Here is a 25359-nt window from a genome sequence, read left to right as displayed (position 1 = left end):
CGCCGGATGCATACATAAAAAAATCGCATATGACCTTATTGCGCTTTCAAAGTCGAATCCCTTCCCACACTCCTGACAAAAGTGAAGCTGCCATCGATGTTACTGTATAAATAATTCTCTTTTAATAAGTAATTTAATGGAGTATTGTTCGAAATCAATATAGTGACAATAATTAGCACCAATGGCCTTTTTTTCATAATCGCCTATTATAATTACAATGATACTTCCGTTGATTTTCCCTTACTTCATCCTTTACTTTTTTGTCTGAAATATTGTTGGTTTGACGAGTTGCTAACGTATCAATGGATTCTGCATCTGCTCTGTTCCTTTCCTTAATCATGACCAGCACAACAAAAAACAGGTCATTAATATCCTTTTTAACGTTGGAATATCGTTCCTGGATTTCGGTTGCTAATACATTTTTGATCATAACCGCAAGGCGAACAGGGATTTTTTTCTTTTGTCTGGCAGATCATTTTAATACAACAGATATTAGAAATATTATTGAACTTCTATTTGTTTGAAATGATAAATAATTATATTTGAAGCACCTAATCTCAATATAATTATGAAATTATCACAGTAAGAACCTCCCGCCCTTAACCTTCAGAAAGGCTTCAATCAAACGGATTTTATTCAATTGCTAACAACATAGTATCAATCTAATAAAGATTGACTTTATACACATATCTTAATTAAACTTTTGGCCCCTTATATCATGAAGAAAGTCATCTTTTCACTATCTCTATTTTTAAGTTTTTCATCATTAGTTCATGCCCAATGGACAACTAATGCAACAAACACTATTACTTCAACTACTAATTCTGTAGGTATTGGCACAACCACACCTGATGAAAAATTAGTAGTAAGTGGTACGATAAAAACAATTTTGGATCCCAATCCAAGTTTTAGTGCTAAAAATGTTGTACGCATTATTCCTGTTGGAGCATCCGGTATCACGGGTGCTCAAAATTGGGCCATCAGGGGTGTCTATCAATATGGAAACGGTGTAGGTCTTAACGCCGTTGGTGGTGAMCTTGATATTATTAAATCGTTAAATGGTAATTCAATCTTAGGAACGAAAACAGACGGTACTGCACTTGGAAACATCGGTATAGGTACGCTGACTCCTAATACCAGGCTTGATGTTAATGGAGTGATCTCAATGAATTCATTTGGGTATCTGTCATGTTTGCGGATTCCTGCTAATGGTTTTACAAATTTATTTTTAGGGGGAGCTATAAAAGATAACGCTGATGGTACATACACTATTTATGGAGATGGTGGGTCAAATTATTTCAGCGCGATCAAAATGGACAATGGAGGAGATAATGGCGCAGGAATTAATTTTTACAACGGTGCAGCTACAGGAGGTTCAAATTATACAGTTACCGGTGCGAATCTTCCTAATTACCTACAAATGAGGATAGCTGGAGGGAATGTATCCATCGGAACCTCAGACAGCAAAGGATATAAATTAGCGGTAAATGGCAGCGCCATCGCCACTTCCATGACAGTTAAACTTAACTCAGCATGGCCTGACTATGTTTTTAAAAAGGATTACCACCTTCAATCCCTCACCGATGTAAAAACCTACATCGATCAAAACCAGCATTTACCAGATATGCCGTCTGAAGCGGAGGTTGCCAAGGATGGGCTGAACCTGGGCGAAATTAATAAGTTGCTGGTGAAAAAGGTGGAAGAGTTGACTTTGTACCTGATCCGAAAGGATGAAGAAATGAAAGCCCAGAACAGGAGGATTGATGAATTGGAGAGGAAAATTACCGATGTTAAAAATTGATGCAAATTCTCTTCCGTGTAAAAGTGTACCTAAAATTTATAATTGCTGGTTTTGTTTTATTGCTAATTTATTTAGTAAATTTGTTTCATGGCTGCTCAGGTTGATGATCCAAGAGAATTTAATGTTGAGTTATACGGGCAAATGGCCAGTGTTTCGGCGCATACTATCAAGTCTGCGAAAGTCTTTCATATTATCTTTTGCGGCGGTCGACCTTCTCCGCTTTTGCTTTGGAATAAGCCAGGTAAAGATTAAAACAAGAAACAATCAACGATAGAAAATCAACTCCCGTCTTAACTATCTCACAACTAAGGAAACCGAAATGACCATTATTAAATTGATTATCTCTTTCGCTTTGATATTCTGACTTATTTTCAAATAATTTTTCGATTATTTCAGTGCCCTCTATTTCAAAATTCGTTTGCTGATTTCTTGATAGTTCACTTTTGACTATCTTTTGCATAATAGTCGAGAAGTTTTCTTTAGTGGTGCTCATGACGGTTTGGTTTGAGAATCAAATTTAATAATGAATTRGTTAATAACCAACCTCTTATATAAGATTTTCGGCAAAGCCATCTTCGGGAACTCGTCACAGTTAAAATTATTTAAGCCCCATTAATTTGAAAATTGAATGTCCGTAAGCGGTTGAAACTTTATTGGAGATTCTGGAGCCATTGACCACCGGATTCCGGAAAAGCGCTCAGGTAATTCTGTTACACTTTTACCATGCAAACTTGCTGATTAAAAAGTTCGAAATTATCATCCGACAACGCAACTCATTGATTTAATGTGCACGGAACAGCATGGCCAAGCATGCCGGAATGTCCAAATAAGTCCGCCCTGGGGCGATAATGGCTGCTGCTGTAAGCAAGTATAGGTATAGGTGCCGCGATCTTCATAAGGCACTCTGTAATCTATTCTATAACTGACATCAAATTGTTTTGCTATTTCTTTAAGGCTCCTGATTGGTGGTATCCATCGCGAATCAAAAAGGAGTGCATTGTCGTAAACTATGATTGAAAGAAAAGGCGGTGAATGTTCTTCTGTTTCAGAAACATCCTGCCGTTTAACGATTGTAGTTTTTCTCTATTCAATATTAGACCGCTCTGCTGCTTTTTCCGGCCATATATTTTAGTCATGCTCCTAAATAAAGAATCATTTAGACACCTGTGGCATCGGCAACGATTTATTAAAAGGGACAATTTTCTTTCTCATAACGCCTTTGTTTTTGAAATGCTTCGAAATTTCCTGAGTCAATGAAGTGAAATTATTCTTAGCAGTATCCCCGTGGTAAAAGATCTTTATAGACTTACATTTATCATGTTCGAAAATCATATTTAACATCGTTCGATCCGAAAGTCCACAACTATGGCCCAAAATGAATACTTGAAAATCGCTTGCATCGATGAACCTGATTAAATCATGATAATTGGATGTTTTGAAGTACCAAAACGATTTAATGTATTCCAGAAAACCTTTTGTCTTTTCATGTTCCATTAAAAGGTAGTTTTCATCTAATTCATCTCCAAATCCAAAGATCAAAGGATTTTGCGGATTGCCCAATTGTCCGTGGATGTAATTAACTTCAAACCCATACCGCAAAGCCTCATCTTTGCCATCAAAATAATTTTCTATCGTCCGTGTATAATTGAAATTTAAAATTCGAGTCGTATCCGGCTGAAGATCATCGTTTAAGTTAATTGTAACAACGTCATCATGCAGGATGTCTTCCTTGAGAATTTTAATATACTGCTTTTGTAGATCAGGTATAGGGAGCGATTGCAGATAATGTTCCAGTCGCGCGATAATATTTTTCATTGATTTGTTGAGGTCATTCAATACCTTAACCTTATCAGGGTAATTTTTTTGAACAAGGATTTTTTTAAGCTCTTCATAGTATTCGTTTTCAATGTCAACCCAAGTAGCATGGCTGCAGGAGGTGGCTAAATGTTTAAAGAAATGTGACTTTACCTGAACTCGAAAATATGGTTGATACTGTGTCGAACCAATATCAAGAACCCTGTTGTTTAACAAATCTCCGAAGCCTTTCTCATAATAAATCGCGATGAAACTTGGAATATCAGCTGCTCTGCCAATTTTAAATTCTACGAAAAACGATCGGTTGATAGAAATTAAATCATCTTCGTAACTATTATTTGTAAGCGCTTCTTGGAAACAATTAGTTAAGTAAGACATTATAAAGTTGTTATAGGAGGTTCTCATTCCGTGAGCTAAGTCGAATCCATTTCCTATAAGTATCAGTCTGTTCATTTTAGCATAAAGTTTAGGTTTGCTGACAAGTAAAAAATATTAAAATAACCATTCCGAGCGAATGCTCGGAATGGTTATTTTAATATTTCATGTTCCTTACTCGAAAAATTCGCTGCGTCAATCAAAGGCAAAATTGCATTCTGCACAGCCGTTCCTTTGAACTTAGAAAACATGATTCCACGCGTAGTGGACAACGCAATAGCATTCATACCAATCTGAATAGCTCTTGGAATAATCGGTGTTCCAGATTTATCAGTTTCTAAAAGATCAAATCCTATAAAGTCAAATGAATATCTAACAGTCAAGTAGGCAAGGGAAGGCCCTTTCACTTCACTTCTAATTTCAATTTTATTGACAACATTAGCTTGCTTTAATTCAGCATTTATTGTAGCTTCCAAAGAAACATGAAACTGGAAACTCACAGGGATTTTAAATCCTTCAGGTATTTGTAAACCAAAGCTGATTTCCTCTATTTGAGAAAGGAGATAATCAATAGTAGGAAGGTCTTGTGTCATACTCATGCTTTTATTTTATAATCATTTCCGGTTTCTGATTGTTGATCCAACTTTCCGGATGGTGACTTTCTATAAACGGCAACACGAATAGTATCGTAATTTTGTAAAACAACTTTTTCCCAAATTACGCCTTTTACCAAAAACGGATTTTCGATCCCATGTATGATAGGTGGGTGAAATAAAGAGGCATTATTTTCTTCACCATGACGATATAAATTAATTGATATTTTTCCGTCATGCAAACCCTGCTCCAAATAAGGAGGATAAGTCGAAACATCAAAACTATTCTGATAAACCGTCTTGACAGCTTCCCGTTTCTCTTGCATCAATTCCGCTAAACTCAAACCCAACTTAAAAGCAATCTCCGACAAAGTCTCCAACGTATAATTATGTGTCCCACTCAACCACTTACTAACTACCGAAGGCTTCTGGTCCATTAAAACAGCAAAAGCCGACTTACTCAAGTTTCTTTCCTTGATTAAATCAGCAATACGAACAGCTAAAAACATTTTATCCTTGTTCTTTCGGGTCTCTGCAAGAGACCGCTCATCCAACAATTGATCTAAAATAGATTTCCTCACTTTTTGCGTTTCCTTATTCATTGTTGTCCTCCTTAAAATCAAGATCACCATTCATATCCCTATAGTTTGCCGCCCACTTCCAATCTTTCTCTTCAAAACCATGATGGACTTTTTTCGCTACCTCAATCATCAATTCAGCATGATAAGTTAAGTTTTCGTCGTCTTGCCAGGCTCTAACGCCTGGAGCTTTTGGCCCGCCGCCGCCAAGGATTATACAATCATTACCGAATCGCATACAGTACAAACGCAAACCCTTTTCGGGTGTATCGTACAAAGCTTCGACCAAATCGCCGTATTTGCCTTCTTTATCCTTGAAAAATTGTTCCCTTGCGCCATAAATATGGCCGATACTTTCCAAACGGTCAACAATGTTAATTATTTGTGTGCGGTGCGAACCCATATATGCTCCTAAAAACTGGTCAAAAACAGAATCGGTTTCGTCATTGAGGAACACTTCATATATTGAAGCTGTTGTTCCGCTTAGCCGTTCGTTCTTTTTCAGTGTGAAATTCATTTAAAGATACAATTATTTCACAAAATTACACATTTATTTCATGTTATTTCACTTATAAGTGAAATTTCTGGGTTTGACCAATAGAAACAACCTATGGGCAGGGTAGTTCCTGTGGCCACAAGAGTTGTAATCTTTAGTAGAATACCGGGACTTGGCGGTTTTCTCGTGGCAAGTAATGATTCCTTTGAACTGTGTTTCTACTTCAATACAGGCCAGCACCAAGAGGTTTTTGATGTTTTGTCCATAGGTGTTCAGGTTATCCGGCGAGGGGTGTATAGTGCGCATCACAGCGATCAGCATTTCTTTTAAAACACTCAGCTGGTTTAAAGCCGACATGAGTAAGGTTTGATCGGTGGGGAAACTATGAGGATAAGGATAAATTGTTAGTTCCAGTTTGGCCAGTTGAGAATGATAACCAAAGCTGATCTCCTCGGTTTCCTTTATTTCTGGACGCTGTATCCTTGGATAAAAGTCGCCTGGATGTTATGAAATTTCTACAAATTGGGCGTGGTGCTTTAATGAAGGATAGCCACTGTAAATCTTGCCATAGCTATATAGAGCATCAAAAGGTGTGTCGCTTGGTTTTACTTCACAATATAACTCTCCTACTTCCAGGAAGTGATGTATAAATTTATTTTCCACTATCTCCCTAATGGAAAGACTGAAAAGCTTAGCCCCTTTTAGGCCGAAGAGGTTCCCTCTCGGTTCTTTTTTGATGATGGCCAATTGTTGAGGAATATGCAGGTATATTTTATCCATGACTATTGAATACTTGAATTTAGTATGTCTCGTCCTGAAAAAAGTTTACACATGGTCTTGTCCGCTTTTTGGTTTACACTTTTGGAGGGTTAAAACTGTAGTTTTTTAATACTTGTAAGATACTCATTATTGTTGTTTGTAGTGTTGAAATGTGGTCAACTCCTTCAGTTTACCACATTTCAATGCTTTTTCTTCTTTTGGTACTGTCATGTCCTGATATACCTTGTCAGTTAAAACGAGCCATTTTTAATAATTAATAACATTTGAACGATTAACGAAGCAATAACGCTTTTATTGGAAAAAGTGAACAATACTGGGAGACTGGAGTTACATATAGGACTTAGTGTAATGTAACGGGTATCGTCCTTGCCTTTTCACCTTTACAATAGGGAATGCGGCAAAGAGCGGAAATATTACAGCCGCCATTCCAGACAAAATCATTGGCACCGGAAACCAGGATACCGATTACTTCGTTAGTTTGGAGGTCAAACACCGGCGATCCGGAATTACCCTGGAAGGCATCTAGTGAAGTATAAAAGCTGTTCTGGTTATCTAACGATAGGATACTGGCATTCATGGCAGCTTTAAGAGGGAGACCGGCCGGATAGCCCAGCATGTAAATTGGCCGACCAGGGGTAATGATTTTCAGCTTGTTTACCTTCAGGGCGGGGCGATCTGTGATCCTGTTTAACTTAATCCTGATGATATCTTCCGTTTCAGAACGGTAGCTAACCCCCGAAAATTGATAGATATCGCGTTTAGGGATAAAAAGAACATAGGCTCCCTGCTTATTGATCAATTGGAATCCGAATATCAGTGCGTATTTTTCAATTCCGGCGCTTATAACATGTGATGCGGTCAGAACTTCATGGTTACTGACCAAGAACGCGGTCCCATCACCTGCTACGGGCTCACTTTCAAATGCCTCGCCTGTACAAAGATGGTATTTTTCTTTTAGTGTGAGACTATTATTGAGCTGATAAACGCTATCTGTGACCTGTAAAAGATCTTCTTTGCGGATGATCATCCCGACCGATCTGGAGTTTTTCAGCACGTCAAGTTGTGCAGGTACCAAAGGGTTGAGCTCTGCGATCTCGATCCGGCTGTCAAACTGTGTAGGCCCCTGGAGCATGTCCTTTTTTCGCCGAAGCGGCTCCTGGTCATTGTCCGAAATACCGACGACCACATGGTCAACAACAACGACAGTGGCTGTCTTTTGGATCATTTGGAGCTGGACATCCCGTGTTGATATCGCTTTTTCTTCCTCTTGAGTCATTTTCAGCGGCTCCGCATGCTCTTGTTTTCGCAACTTATTCCAGTCAGATTGCTGTTGCAAAGCAGGAGAAGCTTTATCTTGCTCATATAATAACTTGTTTTTTAGGAAGTCCACTTTGATATCCAGCTCCGTTTTGATGACTGGTCTCCGTTTGGTCGTATCTGATTGGGGATAAGCCCGGATACCTGTGGCGGCCAGCAGGAAAATAAATAAGGCAGGTTTATTTATCAGTGTCATCGGACGGTGCTATGCAGGTTAAATAAAGGGATATCAATAACGATTCCGGCACCAACCCGGAAGGCGTCCTTCCCGGATCCGGAAGTGCTTCCGTCCGCTTTGATCACCTGCAGGTCGGGGCCGTACTGGATACCAATATTGACCGCTATCGGGGACTTTTTAAATCCATGCGAAAAGTAGATACCAGGAGAGAATATATTTTTGAATTTGAATTCTGGCAGCGTTTTTACCGTAGAATCTGCGCTGAACAACCGTAGTCGGGTCAGCGCCCCAATGTCAATGACAGGCAGAAAGACTCCGTTCACGCAGCCTCCTTTGTTTCCCCAGGACAACCCGAAACCGACCGGAGCGGTAAAGCCAACGGATGCAGTCACTTTACCACCGGCAAACTCGGCAGCAGGAAGGATGCCGGGATAACTATTAATGCTAAGGTTGAAACGGGTGGCCCGTTTGACTGTATAGCTTCCCGCAGGCAACGCGAAAGTATCCAGGGCCTCAGCCACCTCATCCGAGTTTTTGGCTAAAGCTAGATCATTGACAAAATGGATCAGGCTGACCAGTTGAGTATTGGAGGCGATGTCGAATTTTTGTGGAAGGACACTCACATAATTGGCGATGGTGGAAAATAAGAAATCCTTCGTCCTGACGAGGGTTTGATCGTTGTCTTGATGCCCGCGGATATAATAATTGCTGTAGATGGCCGCCACATAAGCGGAGGCTGCAAAGGCGATCTGAGCCGCATCATTTTCAGTAAATACTTTAACCGGAATATTCCTGCTGTTCATCACTGTAATCTCGCTCAATTCTTTGGTGATCTTACTGAGCAGGTCGTCGATCAGGATACCCGTATAAAAAGAGACAACGAGCTTTTGAAAATCAGGTCTTTCCAATACGGTTCGCAGGTTGACCAGGTCACCCACACCCAGTATCCCTGTAAGCGCACCCGAACCGCAAATCCCGACCAGGGAAGGGACCCCGGTATGCTCGTTCGCAACCGGACTGTCCGGATAGTTGATCCGGGCAAAGAGAGCCAGTTTAGTCAGCTCCGCCTGAAGGGTCTTTACCGCCGCCACTTCCCTGGTATCCAGGTGGAGTTGCTGTGCCGGATCGTTCCGGGTAGCTAGTCCGATCACAAGATGCCATGCAGCGGTCCGTTTGTCCGCCCGCATGCGACCGAGAGTTTGTATATCGGCTATAAGTGTGGGAAACTGATTGTTATGCACCAATGCGCTGCTAATGCCCGCCAATTTGATCAAGGCCGAAGCATACCTTTTCTGGCTGATGTCGATATATACATCATTGACTGTACGGGCGACGTTATAGAAAGGGGCCGTCTTCCCAGGCAGGTCAAAACTGATTTTCTGGTTGGCCGGATGGCTGATATTGATTGGACCCGCCATTTCATTGAGCAGGTCGTTAACCGAACCCGTCAGGTCCTCAGAAAAGCCGATAACACTTTTAATAAAGGCATATACTGTATCTGGTGCTACTTTTAAACCGGCTTGCTTTGCTTTTTTGATGTCAGCGCTGGTCACATAGATTTTCTCGGCGTTTTTTGCTGCTTTGTTAAGCGCATCTTCTATTCGAGTTTTGAATGCCAATAAGCTGATATCGGTGCTTTTCTTCTGGATGATCGTTCCCAGTTGTTCCGCTAACTGGAAAGAGCCAGAATGCCCGGTTACGAAACAGATATCATAGTATTTCAGGTTTTGCTGATACAGGAAACCTGTATAAAGGAGAAAGAATTCCGATTCGGCTGCATATTTCCCCAGCCAGTCCATACTGGCGAATTTGAGTTCACCATTGTCCGTGACCATCAGGCTACGGGCGAGCAAACCGGACAAGTAAATGCCATTGGCGATATTGTACCGGCTGGTATCTGTACTCGTCTTCCAACGGCTGAGGTTCCGGCTCCGTTCCACGATGCTGAAATAGTCCGCTGGGGTTTTGATCTTGGACAGGTCAGGAATGATCTCCAGTGCTTCCATGGCAAAATCAAGGTCAGGATGGTTACTGATCAGTTTGTGAAGACGTGGGGTTTGACGGAGTCCCGGCGCGTTATCCAGTAAATGGTTTAGGTCGTCTTCAATATACTGCTTGATCTCGCCCGGAAAACTGCTGATCTTATCTGCTGTAAAGCCAGTCAGGAACAGCGTAGTCTGTGGCAAGATGACCTTGAATTCTGCCAGCGGGTCGTCTTCGCCCTGTTTTTGCAGCCAGGTCTTGACACTTTCCATGACATAGGCGGTCAGCTCCTCCTTAATCCTTTTGGCCAGGAATTTACTTAATCCATCGACCACAGTTTCAAATGAAAGGTCTCCTCCAATGAAAGGGATTGATTTCTGGATCGAAGAATTCGTGTTCACAGCCGAAAAATCATCCTGCTTGCCGGCGTTGATCCGCAAATATTTGCGGTTCAGTTTTTCGATCATTTCGCTGAGGAACATATTGCAACTGCGGGCATAGACCTTTCCGATAGTCTCCAGTTCATGACAGTCATTCGATGCCTTGTCCTGATAATATTTTTTGGTCTTATCTTCGAGGCTGTCTGCGTTCCTTTTCAGCGCGTCAACAATCGGATCGGCATTTTTTGAATCTTTCAGGTCATTCGGGCTGCCGGCTGAATAATAAACCATCTTCTTTTTCAGGGCGTTCATCTCCTTTTGGGTGCTTTGCAGATCTGCCATCGGCTGGGCTGAACTCTCCAGTTGGCTTCGCTCACTGTCAGACAGGTAGGATTTAAAGATCGAAATGATCAGGGTTTGGTCCCGGCTGATTTCGTCAAACCTGTTTTCGGGTGCTATAGAGCTATAATCTTTGCGAAGCAGGTCGACCAGGGTAGCCGCGTTACCACTGACAGGCAGGTCTCGTTGTGCAAAAACTGACAATGACAAGGCCAAAGAAAGGAATAAGAGTAGGACAGGTTTCATGATACAGGTTGGTTTAAAGTATAGGGCCGCTATGGGTTTTTGATCTGATAAGCATTGGCAAGTTCACTGGAATGCAAGCTCAGCCATTTGTGGTGATTGTTTTTAAATTCACTGAGCATCGCCTTTGTACCGTATTCATCGTAAAAGCCTTTGCTGGAAAAAGCAGCGTGGAAAAAGCTAGTGACAATGATCTGGTCCTGGCTGGCGAGGCTATCGATGCCTAGCGCAACAGGGGACAATCCGAGTAAGGGAAAAAGATCTGCCGCTCCCAGGTTTTCACCGCCGTTCAGGTTCGAAGCCGCTTTTTCTATACCGGATAGGTGTTCCATTTTAAATTTTCTTTTTGCCAGTACAGCAAAGACGAATTTTGCTTGTTGGTAAACCTGTAAATTAGTGCCTTCTACAAAAAGATCCAACAGATTGATTCGTTTCTCCTCCTCCTTGGAAAGCGATATAGTATCGCCGTTCCTAAACTTAATATGGTAATTATTATTCAGAATAGTATCCTGGTGAACAAAGACCCTGTCCCAGCCATAGCTGGACATCGCCAATTTGATGACGGCAATGGAAGCACAGTTACCGGCTGCACCCTGGTGAAAGGAGGTGATCAGTTGATCGGGTAGAAGCATCGTCCCCGGTGCTGAGGTAGAGCTAGCCGTAGTACTTGATGGCGTATTTGTAGGGTACCCCTGTGGAATAGGTATGATGACTTTGGAGCAGGCGGACAGCCATAAACTGGCCAGTGCTACGTATGCCGCAATGCGGGCTGGACTGTTGCTTTGGTTCATGTAGTGACAGATTTAGATCAGGTTAGTTATCTGCTTTCGTATAACACAAATTCAGATACCCTAAATATAAGATTTTTTCGGTGCTTTTTGACACTTTTGTTAACGTTATCAGCGGAGAGGGAGGGATTCGAATTTAGGCTAAAAAAGCTCCTTTTTGCGCCATATAGTAGTTTCTATTTTACAGGACCACATTTAGACCCTTTCAAATTCGAATAAATTCAGCTAAATATGATGAACTAATTTAATGATTTACTTTAAGGCCATCAAAACCCGAATAACCCATAAATAAACCATTTCCATTTAATATATCAACCTTTAACGCCGGACTAAAACCCTGCCGCATACGTTCGAGCAGACAGCTAACCAAATGGATGAAGTCCAGTTTTGCCAGCACCAGTTAGGAAAATGGAACTTCATCCTTCATGTAACTGTCAAAACCCACCAGCATTATTACGAATTCCTGATGAACAAACTCTGTGACCTTCCAAACGTAGCGCATGTGGAAAGTAGTTTTGTGTTGAAGGAAAGCAAGAGTATTAGCCAGTTTAGATTGTAAACGCCTTAATCAGCAGCCAAGATCCTGACGATCCGATAGTTTCGTTTTTCAATCTCAGGCACCAGCTTTCCTGCCAGTATTCCATGCTTGCCGTTCATATTACTAACGCAAATATTCGTATTTGTTGTTTCTCTGTTCGGGCTTCCCAGGCATTGATAAAGCGTAGCTTCACCCTGCTCGTTTGTCAGTACGATTGCGATGTGATAGACCCCTTTGCTACCTATAAAGTACATCAGGTCCCCTGAATGCATTTCCGAGATCTTTAACTTTCCCATATCCATCACATCGAACGGGCTCCCTTTGAAATACTGTTTTTCCAGAGCTGTGTGCAAAAATCCAGGCATTCGTTCCTGATCTGCGCGACACTGTTCGACAGGCAGCTCAACGCCTGACATTTTAAATACCTGGTAGATAAAACCGGAACAGTCCAGTCCATGGACCTCGTAGGTACAGTTGTCCCCTTCACCAGGTGGCTTATGTCTAAGTTGATATTGTTTGGAACCCCATGAGTACGCGATCCGTCCCTGTGCCGGATCTTTTGTTTCTTTATAATTTACATTGAACAAGAAACTGGCATTTTTACGGAACCGTTCAAAAAGCGTCAATACCTTTTTCTCATTGTCCGGCAAGTCCATGACCCGGGCAATATTGGGCTCCGGCTGGAAATTTGCTATTTTCTTCTTGTTATAGAATGCGTTGTACAAGGCCAGGTTGAACTTTTTATTTTTGACCGTTACCTGTAAATTGTCCGCACTAGTGTCCTGGGCCGTAGCGGGCGATAAGCGGGAAAGCTGGCCAATAACTGCAGTGTCAGCTTCTGCGTCTAGCGCAGTAGCCGGTGTTTGACCATGGGCGGCCATTGTCACAAACGATAAGGCTGTAATAAACAGCAATGTTAATTTTGTGGGTTTCATATGATGTTCTTTAGTGAATTTTAAATGTTTTATTAACCGGCAGTACCGAGCCATCTTTAAAATAAACCATGCAATGCACGGTAACCGTGCTCCAGATCCCTGTCACCGTATATCCATAATCATCATGGTTGATATTATAGGAATCAATAACAGGTTTTATAAGATTCGATTTATCAAAGCTGTAGGTTACCTTTTTAATTTGAGGAAGCAGAAATTCGAGTGGCAGCAGGGGATTGGATGAGGATAAGTGCATAGTAATCTCGAAGTCCTTTGACTTTTTATGATCATCTTCTGAAACATGAGGGGAAATCATTGCAAAAATACCAAGCGAATGTCCGTAAAGCCCGACAAACCAGGTGGTCAGCCAATTGCGGGAGTGTTTAGGGGCGACGATCCGATTAGCGAAAGGGACGATGTTTTCAGCATAACCACGACGGCCAAACCCATGCAGAACGGAGCTATACGAGCTCAATGACGACACCCCGTATACGTTTGATGAAGGCAGCGTATTGTATGCATTTACGGCGAAGAATTCCGGCCGGTAAGCGTTCCAGCCGGCTGTGACCGAATCGATTCGGAGCTGTGAGGCAGGATGGATAGCATCGGTCGCCAGGTTTTTATAACCAGCGATAATAGAATCCACTTTTGTGCAGCCCGCGCCATGCGCCCAATGACCTGCATAAGCATCTGCATTTAATTCGTCTGTTCTGTTAACGTCCCTGACCATGGACATATCGCCCCTGTAAACATGGCCCAATTCATGTGCCAATATCACCGCAAGGATCCAGCGGGGCGCTCCCCGGAGCTTGGAGGCGTTCATTACAATGGTCAGATTAGAGTCAGCGTCAATTGTTGTCACTGGAAAACGCACTTGTCTGCAATCCTGGACCGTCATTGTTTTGATACCTATCCCGTTGTAGCGTATCATCTTGTAAACCAGAGTCTGCATATCCGCAGCAGGTTGGTTAAGGCAAGTATATTCATTTCTTGGAATCGTATCAAAACCACAGGCATGTCTCATGTATACCTGGTGGGTCTGGCCGAAGGACCTGAAATTGTTGAGGCCGGTCAGGGCCACGGCAACAAATAGCAATACTATCCATTTCATGGCTCCAAGTCTAATTTAAAATACTTTACGATAGGCAGAATAGAATCATCCTTGAAATAAATCACACACTTCACAGGGAAATGGTTCCAAACCCCGGTGATCAGGTAACCGTAGTTGTCATTGAACTTATTGACTGAAACAACCAATGGCTCTTTAATGTGCGGCTCGTCAAAGGAATAAGTTACTTTGAGGATGTGGTTGGTAATGGTATCAACGGGAACGTTAATGTCGGCGGAAGTCAGGTGAATCTTTACTTTGAAGTCATTCCGTCTGCTCGCAAGAAAACGGCGAAGCACGTAAGGTGTCACTGTCACCAATACGCCTGCGCTGGCTCGGAAGCGCTCAGCTTCTGTTTGTGTGCCATCTGCAAGATATCGTTTTTCCGCATCCTGCCAGCCATCAAAAGCTTTACCTGTTCTCCTAACACTGTCTGGATGGGTCGCATCGGTTTTCGATCCTTTAAAGGCAGCGATGACGAGTATGAAATCAGGACATTTGGCGCGATGGACCCAGAAACCCGCATAATAATCAGCCTTTAACTCCTGGTCGGCAGTGACGTCATTCAGGCCGTAGATATCCCCGTTATAAATATGCGCCAGTTCATGCGCAAGAATTACGGTCATTGTCCAGTGGTCGGCCTTTTTAAATGTTGCCGAGTTGACCATAATGCTGATTTTTCCTTCAGTACTTTGGGTGGTAACCGGCCTCGAGACAAACCTACAGTCTTCAATGTGGATACCGGATCCGCTAAGGCCGTTATAAGCGATCATGTTATACACCTTATCTTCGAGCCAAGCCGGGGGATCATCCTGACAAACATAGGATTGCAGCACTTCCCCAGAAAATCCGCAAGCGATTTTTACTTCCACTTTATGGGTCTGCCCACAAGTGATCATCGCGCATGTGGATAAGAAGAGCAGTAAGCAAGTACGAAACAGGCGATAAAAGCTGTTCATTGTGATAAGGTTTTTAATTTCAGCTGTTTACGACCTAAATGTAAACTACTTTCCTCAATAAAAAAAGTTTTTATTTATTATTTGATCTTTTTCATATCGATAAACAGGGCTTGGAATAGTAAGTCATTCCCTAATACTTTTTGGTTGAGAATTAATAACTTTATTGCCTTGTCTAAATTCTCAATAAATAGTATATTTGAATAAGAAATAATGCGTTTTAAAATATTTGCGTCAATCGTGTAGTAATTAAAAATAAGACTATTAACGAACTGATATAGGTAATTGCTTGTTGGGTTTCTTTCCCTCCCTCATTGGCCATTCCGGCACCATTGACATCTCATTCCGGAGTTGCTTTACAGGTAATTCCGAAACACCTAGACCAGGTTAACTAACAGTCTATTAGATGTATTTTTCCTTATCGCCAAAACAAATTGTTGCTCTAAAGCGCACCGAATGGATGATCAAGCCCTTCTGGAATATCCAGTTAAGACCCCCAATAATTCTTAAGCAACAAGCATTTGCAATTGTCGCTTCAAATTTTTACTTTGGCAGTGATGGCAAACCCTGTGATTGGATTCGGGATCGTGTATGGTGATGAAATGATCTATTGTGAAGCAAGTATGGCTGAGGGGAGTTATGAAATATTTTTTGATGGGAAGTGGATGGCATCAGTCGAACATACAGACCATTTCAATTGGATTCAAGCATCCGGGGTAATATTACCGCAAAGTATTATTGACGAGATCGGGCATAGAATCGAGAGCCACTATAATTAAAAGAACACACTAAGTTACTATCATTTACATCTGTCCTATGCCAGAAATTCCAGACTTAAATATATTTAATAAAAATCTTAGCAAGCGCCTTATAGGTAAAGTTCTTATTGAGATCAATATACTTGTCCCCAGGAAACTCAAGGTACCGGAATCCGCTCTAAAAGAAGCCTTCGAAGGACAAAAGTTAGCAGCTATCAGCAGAGAAGGTAAAGAGTTACATTTCGCATTCGAAAACGGGCGTGTTCTAGGACTTCATTTGATGCTGCATGGAACGATGTTTTGGTACGATGATAAGAATGAGAACAAATTTACAATCGCTGAGCTCTTGTTTTCTGATGGGACCGGATTAGCCATTACAGACTGGCAGAAAGCGGTAATATTAACGCTGGACCCGAAGCCAACGAAAGTGCCTGACGCTTTGAGTATCCCGGACGATTACCTGATTGCAGCATTAAAAGTCACTTCTCACCCTATCAAAACAGTTTTAACTGAAGGAAAGGTGGTGCGAGGCATTGGCAACGCATACGTTGACGAAATCCTTTATTCGGCAAAGATATCACCGTTTTCTAAAGCGAATAAAATTCCTGAAAATAAAGTTGACACCATAATCAAAGCGATTAAAAACGTCTTAACAGATGCCGAAAGCCATATATCAAAGGTATTTCCTGATACCATCACTGAGAAGGAACGCGATTTCCTTCAGGTGCATCGTCCACGACATCAGCTGACGCCCTCTGGCGAAACTATTTTAAAGGCTGAAATAAATTCACGAAAAACCTATTACACAGAAGGTCAAGAGCTCTTCGAGTAAATTCTAGATCATTCGCTACTAATAGCAAAATAGCCTTAATCGATCAGAATCTATATGGACATAGCTAATAATGTACTGTGTCTTAATTTAGGGAGCGGAAGATATATTAATTATTATTGACGGACTATAATAAACTTACTGACCTGGGATGGCTACCTTATTTAAACAGGGCTACCGCAGAAAAGCGCGGTAAATTATATCGTAATTAAATTTTTACAATGATCCTTTTTTAATAAGGAAAAATAATATATTGCAGTGCACGATGTTCATCCGTTTGTAATGTTTATTGTGAATAAGGAAACTATGTGTCAAACTAACATCTTCAACATATGATAACATAAAGTAAATATTTTCCATCTACCGCTTACGTAGCATGTAATTGAAATAATAACAACCTAAACCAATCCTTCATGACCCCTTTAAATGGCTTTCGTTCTCTAATCGTACTGCTGCTGTTAATGCCATTTTCCAATATGTTGTTTGCGCAGGTTGATCCCGCGCTTGAATCTCTAAGAAATGTAGTACCTCCGTCACCAAACGCTTCCAGTCTAGGTAAATATTCCGAATGGCCTGTTAGCTTGTATACCGGCATTCCGGATATTAGTATCCCGATTTACGAACTGAAAGGACGCAGCGTTAATGTCCCTATCAGTCTTTCATATCATGCGTCCGGAAACAGGGTTGGCGATATCGCGTCATGGGTAGGTCTTGGCTGGGCATTAAATTGTGGCGGAGTCATCAGCAGATCAGTACGAGGGCTACCAGACGAAGATACCTATTTTATCTATGCCAATACCTATTCAGACCCTAACAATTTTGAGTCAACCTCCAATGTTACCGGAGGATACCAGAAACATCGCGTGGCTGCGGCAAAGCTGACCGGCGACAGCCAGCAGGATTCTTATTCCCTGAACGCTATGGGTAAATCGTATCGTTTGCTTATCAATGGTGATGGCTCTGTTGTCACCATGCCTTACAGTAATTTAAAAATAACCTATGCCATAGGAAACTCATGGACGGTAGTTTTGGAGGACGGCACCTCGCTATTATTTGGAGGCTCATCTGCATTTTGTGAAAGTACCACGAACACCAGGTATAATATAACTGTTGGAGGGGTAACCTTTAACTCGTCGTGGTATCTGCAAAGCATCACAAGCCCAACGGGCGAAGTCGTAAATTTTAGCTATACCAGCGCTACAATTACCCAAAATACCCACATCATGGAAAGTGATGCGATACAATACACAACATCGGGCAGTTGTGGAATAACAAATACCGGATTATCACAGATCGCCGAAGATCAGCAAGTTACAGCATTGTCATTGGCAACGATAGAATCTAATCTTACAAAAGTAGTGTTTGTGCCTTCGGGTATTCCCCGGTCAGATTTAAACGGTGGAGTGGCACTTAGTGAAATCAAGGTTTACTCCAAGCAAACCAACACCGTTGTCGATGATTATTTATTTAATTATACCTATTCACAGGCGGCTACCGGATCAGAATTTGCCGGTAATCCGTCAGACTCCGCCTACTTTCATAAACGTCTGAAACTGCTCAGCTTAAAAAGGCCAGCGACCGATAATTCAGCTTACCAGCAATGGTCTTTTCAATATAACCCTCAAAAACTTCCCTCCAGGCGCTCTTTTGCCCAGGATCATATGGGTTATTTTAACGGAGCAACCACTAACACGACCATGCTTCCGGTAACCGGTTATACCGTACCAGGTCAACCGTCTATTGGTTTTAATCCGGCAAATAACCATCCCACGGGAGGGACACGGAGCTTTAACGGTACATATATGCAGGCGGAAATGTTAACTAAGATTACTTACCCTACAGGTGGAAATACGCAGTTTAATTACGAACCCAATACTATTCCGGTATCTTCTGAACAGTTCACCAATACGACAATTTCGCCGCATTTAAATATTACCTATACCACAAGTCCTTTTGTGAATACGCAAAGCACAGCTTTTACCGTAACTAAAACGCAGTCCGTCCAGATGTCTTTTACCAGCAGTATCAGCGCCACTATCAAAGCAGATATGCCTTCTGCACAATGCTATGCTCAGATATTAAATTCCAGCGGTACGTTGATAGGGCAGATTGTAGGGAGCGGAAGTAATTACTTCAACCTGACGGCTGCGGGCACTTATACTTTGAAAATATATACCAACGTAGGCTCTGACGAGTTCAGTACCTCCAGCGACGTGGTAAATATGAGTGCTTCACTGACTTATAGCCAGTCATTAGGAATGCAAGCAGTAAATCAGATGGTTGGCGGTTTAAGAATCAAGAGCATGCTGAATTATGACGGTGTGTCGGTATCTCCTTTTAACGACAGGTATTTTACATACGCTTCAGGATATGTCATTAATCCTATAGATTCTTTGAATGGTTATCTTACCAGTCAAAATGGTACCGGGAGTTGCAACTATACCAAAGTTACCCGCAACACCTCCACGAAATACGCTTTGGGATCTATCCAGGGCGGGGTGATCGGATACGGTAATGTAACCACGCTGAATGGACCTTCGGGCGCTAATGGAAAAACCGTTTCTGTGTTCAGCAACGTCCCGGACAATGGACTTTCAGTATCGCTTCAATTCCCTTACCCACCGACAGACCCGCGGGAATGGCGTCGGGGCCTGCTTTTGGGCCAATCTGAATTTAACGCTACGCAAAAGGTAAGACAACTTTACAATACCTATAATTTCATTTTGAAAACCCAGGTCGAAAATTTTGCTGCAGGTTACAACACTTTTGTTGACCCCTCACAATGTACCGATCCGAGTTTATATAATTATTGCGGTATAACAGCTTCTGATTTTTACATCTCGTCCGAACAGGTACAGCACACCAATGCTACAGAAACTTTATATAACACTACAGGGCCAGATTCTGTAACTACAGTTAATAATTACTACTACGATAATGCTGCAAATATGCAGCCAGTAAGAATAGTAAAAACAGACAGCCAGGGTCAAACTGTTACAACCTATAACCGTACCGCCCTGGAGTTATCGGACATCAACGCAAGCATCCCGCTGACTGCTGCAGCTACTACTGCCATCAATACAATGGTTACATTAAATATGGTAGGGATACCTGTCGAATCGGAAAAAATTGTAAACAGCGTTGTTACCAACAAGCTACTGGTGAATTTCCAGGTCCTCAATGGCCATGTTTTACCCCAGGAAATTAAAAGCCAGGATGGTGCCACCGCTATTCAAAGCCGGGTGTTATACAACTTTTATGATTCTTACTATAATCTTAGCGAACAACAGAAAACAGGCGGGCCAAAAGTAAGTTACCAATGGGGTTATAGCGGTCAATACCCCATAGCGCAGGTCACTAATGCCCCGGCGAAAGATATTTTCTTCGATGGTTTTGAGGAAGGTGATGGCAACAGCGCCTTAAACGATAGTAAAACAGGCCATTACTGCCACGCGACAGGCACTTTTAGCAAAACCCTCTCCGGCCTCGATAACGGAACATACGTGCTCAGTTATTGGCAGCAAACAACAGGCGTGTGGTCTTTGCAGGTAAATACGGTCACAGTAAGTAATGGAACTTATCCTATCAGCTTAAGCACCAAGGTCGACGATGTTCGCTTTTATCCGGTGAATGCCCAAATGATTACCTATACCTATGACCCTTTGGTTGGTATAACCAGTTCATCTGATGCCAAATGTCAAATTACTTATTTCGAGTATGATAAGCTGATGCGGTTGGTCAACACCAAAGATAAAGATGGTAATATTATCAAACGTAACGTTTACCATTTCCAGGGTCAATAATAATAACCACCTTAACCTAACATTATGTATACTTTATCTTTGAATGTTACAAAGTGGCAAAAGCTAATTTTAATGAGTTGCTTCTTGTTGTTGTCAATAGCTAAACTGAGCGCTCAAACGCAACCCAGCGACACTATCGGCGTTGAGGATACGACGGCAGCAGCAGCTAATACCCCTGCGAAAACTGCCCTAATATCAAATTCAACTAATGCAACTGTGTTTGCGCCGATGGCGGCAATAGCTCCGATCACCGATTGCTACACATTTAGTAATGCCTTTAGCGCAACGCAGAATTATATAGTCACTTCCATTCCACGGGCCGCAGGGTATAACCCGGTAGCTACCGGTGCAAGCACTTGTGCCTTAATGCAGCAGATACAATATTTTGACGGCCTTGGCCGCCTATCTCAAACCATTCAGGTGCGGGGCACAACATTGGGATATGATCTGGTTCAGCCGGTGGCCTATGATGAGTTTAGCCGGGAGGCGTTCAAATACCTGCCTTATGCCGCATCGTCAACAAATGGAGCTTATAAAACAGATGCTTTTAGCACATCGACGGGGCAACCGCATTTTTATGCATCTCCCCCAACCGGAGTAAGTATCATCACTACACCGCAGACTGGAACCTCATTCGAGCCATCCCCCCTGAATCGGGTAAATGAGCAGGGCGCACCAGGTGACGACTGGCAGCTGACCGGTACAACGGGATTGACAAATGGAACTGCCGGGCACACCTCTAAGATGATCTATGCGGATAACGACGGGACAACCTATTGGGCCAATCTGTACAAGGTTAACATCGATGGAAGCGGTAATCGAACATTGCTTTTTAGCAACAAGTATACAGTGGGGCGGCTTTACGTTACAGTAAGCAAAAATGAAAATTATAATAACTCACAGACTGATCCCCGGCTGAATACAACAGAGGAATATCGGGACAAAGATAATCGGTTGGTACTCAAGAGAACTTATAATTACACTACAGCGGTCCAGGTTATATCAACCTATTATGTTTATGACAATCTTGGTAACCTGTGCTATGTTTTGCCTCCTCTATCAGGAGCTGATGCGACGGCGGGAATAACAAGTGCCTCAAATCAGGGTGTACTTGATAACATATGTTATCAATACAAATATGATCTAAGGAACAGGCTGGTGCAAAAGAAGCTGCCGGGAAAAGGCTGGGAATATATGGCCTATAATATCCTTGACCAGCTTGTTGCTACACAAGATGCCAAGCAGCGCGGGGTGAGTCCTCAACAGTGGACTTTTAACAAATACGATGCGCAGGGCCGATTGGTAATCAGTGGGATATTTCTTTATTCGGGAACCGCAGGAACCAATTACCTGGCCACCATACAGGCGGCAGTAACCGCAAATGCCACATTATGGGAAACGCCAACTGCCACGGGAAATGGTTATACCTCTGCTGCATGGCCCACCAGTTGGACTGGAGCCACCCTTGGTATAAATTACTACGATAATTACAATATACCCAACCTGCCAACCGGATATACGTCGCCCGCTGCTGCAAGCACTGTAAATATCGGTTTACTTACAGCTTCTGTAATTAATGTCCTCGGTACGAGCAACATGTTATGGAATGTTAATTATTATGATCCACTGGGACGGCAAATAAAAACCTATAAGCAACATTACCTTGGAGGACTCCAGGACAACGGGAATTACGACGTGTTAATAAGTACTTACAATTTTAATAACACGGTTACGACAATAACCCGGCAGCATTGGAATACCTCAAATACCACCTACCCGTTGTTAACCATTGCAAACCGTTATATTTATGACCATATCGGACGAAAGGTAAAAACATGGGAGCAGATCACGAACCTTAATAATGCACCAACTACGAGGACACTGCAATCACAGGCCGATTACAATGAAATAGGGCAAGTGATGTATAAACACCTGCACAGCACCGACAGTCTGAATTTTTTCCAGGACCTGACGTATACCTATAATGAGCGCAGCTGGTTAACCAAAAGCAGCGCTGAACTTTTTGAAGAGCAACTGCAGTATAATAAGGTAACCGGGATCAGCGGGATATCTCCGGCGGCTACGTTCAATGGTAATATCGCCAGCCAAAGCTGGGGGACATTTGCGGCACCAAACAGCAAAAGCTACACTTATACTTACGATAAACAGGACAGGCTGACATCCGGAATTTCAACAGATAATTATAATGAAAGCGGAATCGGCTATGACCTGAACGGAAATATATCAACCATTAACAGGACTGCAGGGAGCACTGTTCTGATAGATCAGCTCGGCTATAATTCGAACGGAACCAACCAGGTAACGAGTATTACTGATGGGGCATCAGATAACAGCTCACGCGGATACAGGCCGGGTACCTACAGCAGTTATCATTATGACTTGAATGGTAATATGGATATTATGCCTACTCCGCCTGACGGGACAGCCGTTTCTAATATAAATATTAGTTACAATATGCTAAACCTGCCGCAAACAATTACCGGGGGCAGAACTATAACCTATGTTTACGATGCGGCCGGTAACAAATTAAGGCGGATAAGTTCAGTTAACGGTAACACCGATTACATCGGTGGGATACAGTACGATAAATCCACAGTGGCTTCAACCCCCTCCCTTAGTTTAATTCAAACTGAAGAGGGAAAAGCTGTGCCTGTGAGCGGAGGCTTTGATTATTTTTATTACATGGCCGACCACCTTGGCAATACACGGATAACGTTTCATACCAGCACGGGTTCCGCGGCTGTCCTACAGCAGGATGATTATTACCCTTTCGGCTATGAAATCACCAGGGGTACCGTTACCAGTCCAAAAAATGAATACCTTTATAATAAGAAAGAATTGCAGGAAGAATTGGTGCAATATGATTATGGTGCGCGTTTCTACGACCCTGTAATTGGGAGGTTCACTACAGTAGACCCGTTGGCCGAAAAAAGTACAAGATTTTCGCCTTACGTTTATGGAAAGAATAATCCTATCAGATTTATAGATCCGGACGGCATGGATTGGCTTGATAAAGTAAAGGATCAGAAAACGGCTGATGGATTGCAAAGTAAGATTGCGAAGCACATCGGTAGCGAACAGAAAACCTATGATAAAAATGTAAAAACTATCATGGGTGTGGTTGCCAGGCTGGCCTTAGGAGGTACAAAGCGCTCTGATGTTGATAATTTGACAAAGGCAGCCAGCAGCGCCCAATCGGCTAAAATTAACATCAATAATTTGTCCGCTACTTCAAGAGAATTGAATGAGATGGGTGCAACCAATGAAAAGACCTTTACCTTTAAAAGCATTGGAGGTCAAGAAGGCGGAACTGAAGTGGTGAATGGCGTTGTTGTTATGTCAGTTGCGGGCGATGCAAATAAAGTTCATGAAATCACGCATGCTTACCATGATTTTTGGAAAAAAGATCAGTTATTTTCCAGCCAGATAAGTCTCGGATGGCAAAAAGAAGTTTTGCCCTATCAGAGACAGTTTTCTTTTGACTCAACAACCGTAACAAATATCACATCAGTTACAGGCTCTGTGGCACAATACGGGGATATAGAGAAATATTGGGTAGCTGGTATAAAAAATACAGATACAAGTCTATTTCCTTATTCCAGAGGCTGGAATGGACAGGAAGAACAATTGAAAAAAGATGTGGCAACCTTAAAAACAACTAACCCATGAAAATAACTTACATCGTCATTTTACTTTTCATATTGACAGGATGTGCAACAAAAAAAAATGTTGCGGGAAAGTACATAGCAGACAATTATCCCGAAGTTTTTAAAATCAATTCAGATTCCACATTTAAAAGTGAATTCCGGATGGGACATTCGGTGAAATATTCGGATGGGAAATGGCAAAGAGGTCAACTTGACACGTTAATTTTATCGAGTAATATTCAGGAAACTCCGCACTTTAAGCTGGCTGAATTGGATAAATCAAGTACAGGGACCACCCAGCTTTTCTTTGATTTGCAAATTAAAAATAGAAAAGACTTATCAAGCTACGAATGCTATATTTTTTCTAAAGATCATGCTACTATTATTAAATCTTGCGACTCACTTTCTTCAATTAAGCTAAAGCAACCCGTGTTCGATATTTCTATTACTTTTTTAAAAAAACGGGATTCGACAGGTTATGGATATTTTCCAGTTGCTGGTCCTAAATGGAGTTTTAAAACGGCATTGAAAAATGATGTTAAAATAACAAGTTCTTTCAACGATTTTTTATTTTCTTATAATGTTATTAATAAAAGAAAAGTAATAGTAAAGAGGAATAAAATACTGGTTTACAATGAATTTCTTGGAAAGTGGGAAATACTTTATAAAGTGCCTGATAAAGTAAATATTTTTATTCACGATCACGATTAAGTTGTAGCAGCAACAAACAACTGCTTTTAGAAATTAGATAATTAAAAAAAGGATGATATTTACTATCAATCTTGTCCAATTAAAGTTCCGACTTGAATTTCTATCGGCCGGCCAAATAGAAGTGGTCAGGAATGCCATATATCGCGTTAAATAGAGGTTTTGACTAATATCGAAGCTATTTTAATCGAGAGGACAGTAAGAGAAATAATCCCTTACTGTCCTCTCTCACTTTAAAGTATTAAGATAAGCCGTTTTCTTCATCTACCTTTGCTTTCTTTTTTTTCATTTTCTAAATAGTCGTCCCTCAAAAAAGGCAAAAACGGGGTTTAAGCTATTTTAGATAAGGATTTAATGTAAAGTTAGGAGGAATAATCTGCAAGCTATTTGAAA

At 41.8% G+C, this 25359-nt stretch carries 21 protein-coding genes; 6 read left to right on the top strand and 15 right to left on the bottom strand.

The genetic code is table 11. The features are described 5' to 3' along the window. Positions 1-193: 193 nt before the first annotated feature. Entirely contained in the window at positions 194-430 is a 237-nt protein-coding gene (locus tag AC1DQW_RS06905; protein ID WP_477453419.1) for a hypothetical protein, read from the bottom strand. Between the two features lie 288 nt (positions 431-718). Between AC1DQW_RS06905 and AC1DQW_RS06900 the strand changes: the two genes are divergently transcribed. Next, the gene (locus AC1DQW_RS06900) at positions 719-1801 is read left to right on the top strand and encodes a hypothetical protein (RefSeq protein WP_477453418.1); all 1083 of its coding nucleotides are present in this window, start codon (positions 719-721) and stop codon (positions 1799-1801) included. 190 nt (positions 1802-1991) lie between these two features. On the opposite strand, the gene AC1DQW_RS06895 is transcribed toward AC1DQW_RS06900, so the two are convergent. The 11 genes from AC1DQW_RS06895 to AC1DQW_RS06845 form a co-directional block, all read right to left on the bottom strand. Beyond that, a complete protein-coding gene (locus tag AC1DQW_RS06895) occupies positions 1992-2294 on the bottom strand; it encodes a hypothetical protein (protein WP_477453417.1) in 303 nt (100 codons plus the stop codon). Positions 2295-2953: 659 nt separating this feature from the next. Further along, positions 2954-4069 (bottom strand): AbiH family protein, encoded by a 1116-nt coding sequence (locus AC1DQW_RS06890; protein WP_477453416.1) that lies wholly within the window; start codon positions 4067-4069, stop codon positions 2954-2956. Positions 4070-4143: 74 nt separating this feature from the next. Then, complete coding sequence (locus AC1DQW_RS06885; protein ID WP_477453415.1) at positions 4144-4584, bottom strand: hypothetical protein; 441 nt, start codon at positions 4582-4584, stop codon at positions 4144-4146. Positions 4585-4586: 2 nt separating this feature from the next. Beyond that, on the bottom strand, positions 4587-5186 hold the full coding sequence (locus AC1DQW_RS06880) for a helix-turn-helix domain-containing protein (RefSeq protein ID WP_477453414.1): 600 nt from the start codon (positions 5184-5186) through the stop codon (positions 4587-4589). Then, positions 5179-5679, bottom strand: a complete 501-nt coding sequence (locus tag AC1DQW_RS06875) for a hypothetical protein (RefSeq protein ID WP_477453413.1) — start codon at positions 5677-5679, stop codon at positions 5179-5181. Before AC1DQW_RS06875 ends, AC1DQW_RS06880 begins: the two co-directional genes overlap by 8 nt. Positions 5680-5727: 48 nt before the next feature. Further along, positions 5728-6015 (bottom strand): hypothetical protein, encoded by a 288-nt coding sequence (locus AC1DQW_RS06870; protein WP_477453412.1) that lies wholly within the window; start codon positions 6013-6015, stop codon positions 5728-5730. A gap of 147 nt (positions 6016-6162) precedes the next feature. Continuing rightward, positions 6163-6438 carry a hypothetical protein gene (locus tag AC1DQW_RS06865; protein ID WP_477453411.1) on the bottom strand — a complete coding sequence of 92 codons (276 nt, stop codon included), beginning with the start codon at positions 6436-6438 and terminating at the stop codon, positions 6163-6165. A 340-nt stretch (positions 6439-6778) separates the two neighbouring features. Beyond that, positions 6779-7951 carry a trypsin-like serine peptidase gene (locus AC1DQW_RS06860; protein ID WP_477453410.1) on the bottom strand — a complete coding sequence of 391 codons (1173 nt, stop codon included), beginning with the start codon at positions 7949-7951 and terminating at the stop codon, positions 6779-6781. Then, positions 7948-10881 carry a hypothetical protein gene (locus AC1DQW_RS06855; protein WP_477453409.1) on the bottom strand — a complete coding sequence of 978 codons (2934 nt, stop codon included), beginning with the start codon at positions 10879-10881 and terminating at the stop codon, positions 7948-7950. The genes AC1DQW_RS06860 and AC1DQW_RS06855 overlap by 4 nt, the downstream gene beginning before the upstream one ends. A gap of 29 nt (positions 10882-10910) precedes the next feature. After that, positions 10911-11669, bottom strand: a complete 759-nt coding sequence (locus tag AC1DQW_RS06850) for a hypothetical protein (protein ID WP_477453408.1) — start codon at positions 11667-11669, stop codon at positions 10911-10913. A 241-nt stretch (positions 11670-11910) separates the two neighbouring features. Next, entirely contained in the window at positions 11911-12063 is a 153-nt protein-coding gene (locus AC1DQW_RS06845; RefSeq protein ID WP_477453458.1) for a hypothetical protein, read from the bottom strand. Here AC1DQW_RS06845 and AC1DQW_RS06840 point away from each other — a divergent pair. Continuing rightward, positions 12037-12225 carry an Lrp/AsnC ligand binding domain-containing protein gene (locus AC1DQW_RS06840; protein WP_477453407.1) on the top strand — a complete coding sequence of 63 codons (189 nt, stop codon included), beginning with the start codon at positions 12037-12039 and terminating at the stop codon, positions 12223-12225. The two genes, AC1DQW_RS06845 and AC1DQW_RS06840, sit on opposite strands and share 27 nt — an antisense overlap. A gap of 5 nt (positions 12226-12230) precedes the next feature. On the opposite strand, the gene AC1DQW_RS06835 is transcribed toward AC1DQW_RS06840, so the two are convergent. Genes AC1DQW_RS06835 through AC1DQW_RS06825 form a run of 3 tightly spaced genes read right to left on the bottom strand, consistent with a single transcriptional unit; the run spans position 12231 to position 15203 of the window. Further along, on the bottom strand, positions 12231-13139 hold the full coding sequence (locus AC1DQW_RS06835) for an NlpC/P60 family protein (protein ID WP_477453406.1): 909 nt from the start codon (positions 13137-13139) through the stop codon (positions 12231-12233). A gap of 10 nt (positions 13140-13149) precedes the next feature. Beyond that, complete coding sequence (locus tag AC1DQW_RS06830) at positions 13150-14247, bottom strand: hypothetical protein (protein WP_477453405.1); 1098 nt, start codon at positions 14245-14247, stop codon at positions 13150-13152. After that, positions 14244-15203 (bottom strand): M48 family metalloprotease, encoded by a 960-nt coding sequence (locus AC1DQW_RS06825; RefSeq protein WP_477453404.1) that lies wholly within the window; start codon positions 15201-15203, stop codon positions 14244-14246. Before AC1DQW_RS06825 ends, AC1DQW_RS06830 begins: the two co-directional genes overlap by 4 nt. An 813-nt stretch (positions 15204-16016) precedes the next feature. On the opposite strand from AC1DQW_RS06825, the gene AC1DQW_RS06820 reads away from it, so the two are divergent. The 4 genes from AC1DQW_RS06820 (at position 16017) to AC1DQW_RS06805 (ending at position 24969) form a co-directional block, all read left to right on the top strand. Then, positions 16017-16790: a DNA-formamidopyrimidine glycosylase family protein gene (locus tag AC1DQW_RS06820; RefSeq protein ID WP_477453403.1), complete on the top strand. Its 774-nt coding sequence runs from the start codon at positions 16017-16019 to the stop codon at positions 16788-16790. A gap of 410 nt (positions 16791-17200) precedes the next feature. After that, positions 17201-20590 (top strand): SpvB/TcaC N-terminal domain-containing protein, encoded by a 3390-nt coding sequence (locus tag AC1DQW_RS06815; RefSeq protein ID WP_477453402.1) that lies wholly within the window; start codon positions 17201-17203, stop codon positions 20588-20590. 24 nt (positions 20591-20614) lie between these two features. Beyond that, positions 20615-24280: a DUF6443 domain-containing protein gene (locus tag AC1DQW_RS06810; RefSeq protein WP_477453401.1), complete on the top strand. Its 3666-nt coding sequence runs from the start codon at positions 20615-20617 to the stop codon at positions 24278-24280. After that, positions 24277-24969 (top strand): hypothetical protein, encoded by a 693-nt coding sequence (locus AC1DQW_RS06805; protein WP_477453400.1) that lies wholly within the window; start codon positions 24277-24279, stop codon positions 24967-24969. Before AC1DQW_RS06810 ends, AC1DQW_RS06805 begins: the two co-directional genes overlap by 4 nt. Positions 24970-25359: the final 390 nt, after the last annotated feature.

It is taken from the genome of Mucilaginibacter sp. P5_A4 (genome assembly GCF_056400605.1).
The sequence above is the reverse complement of the archived record's forward strand: the minus strand, read 5'-3'. Positions and strand labels throughout refer to the sequence as shown.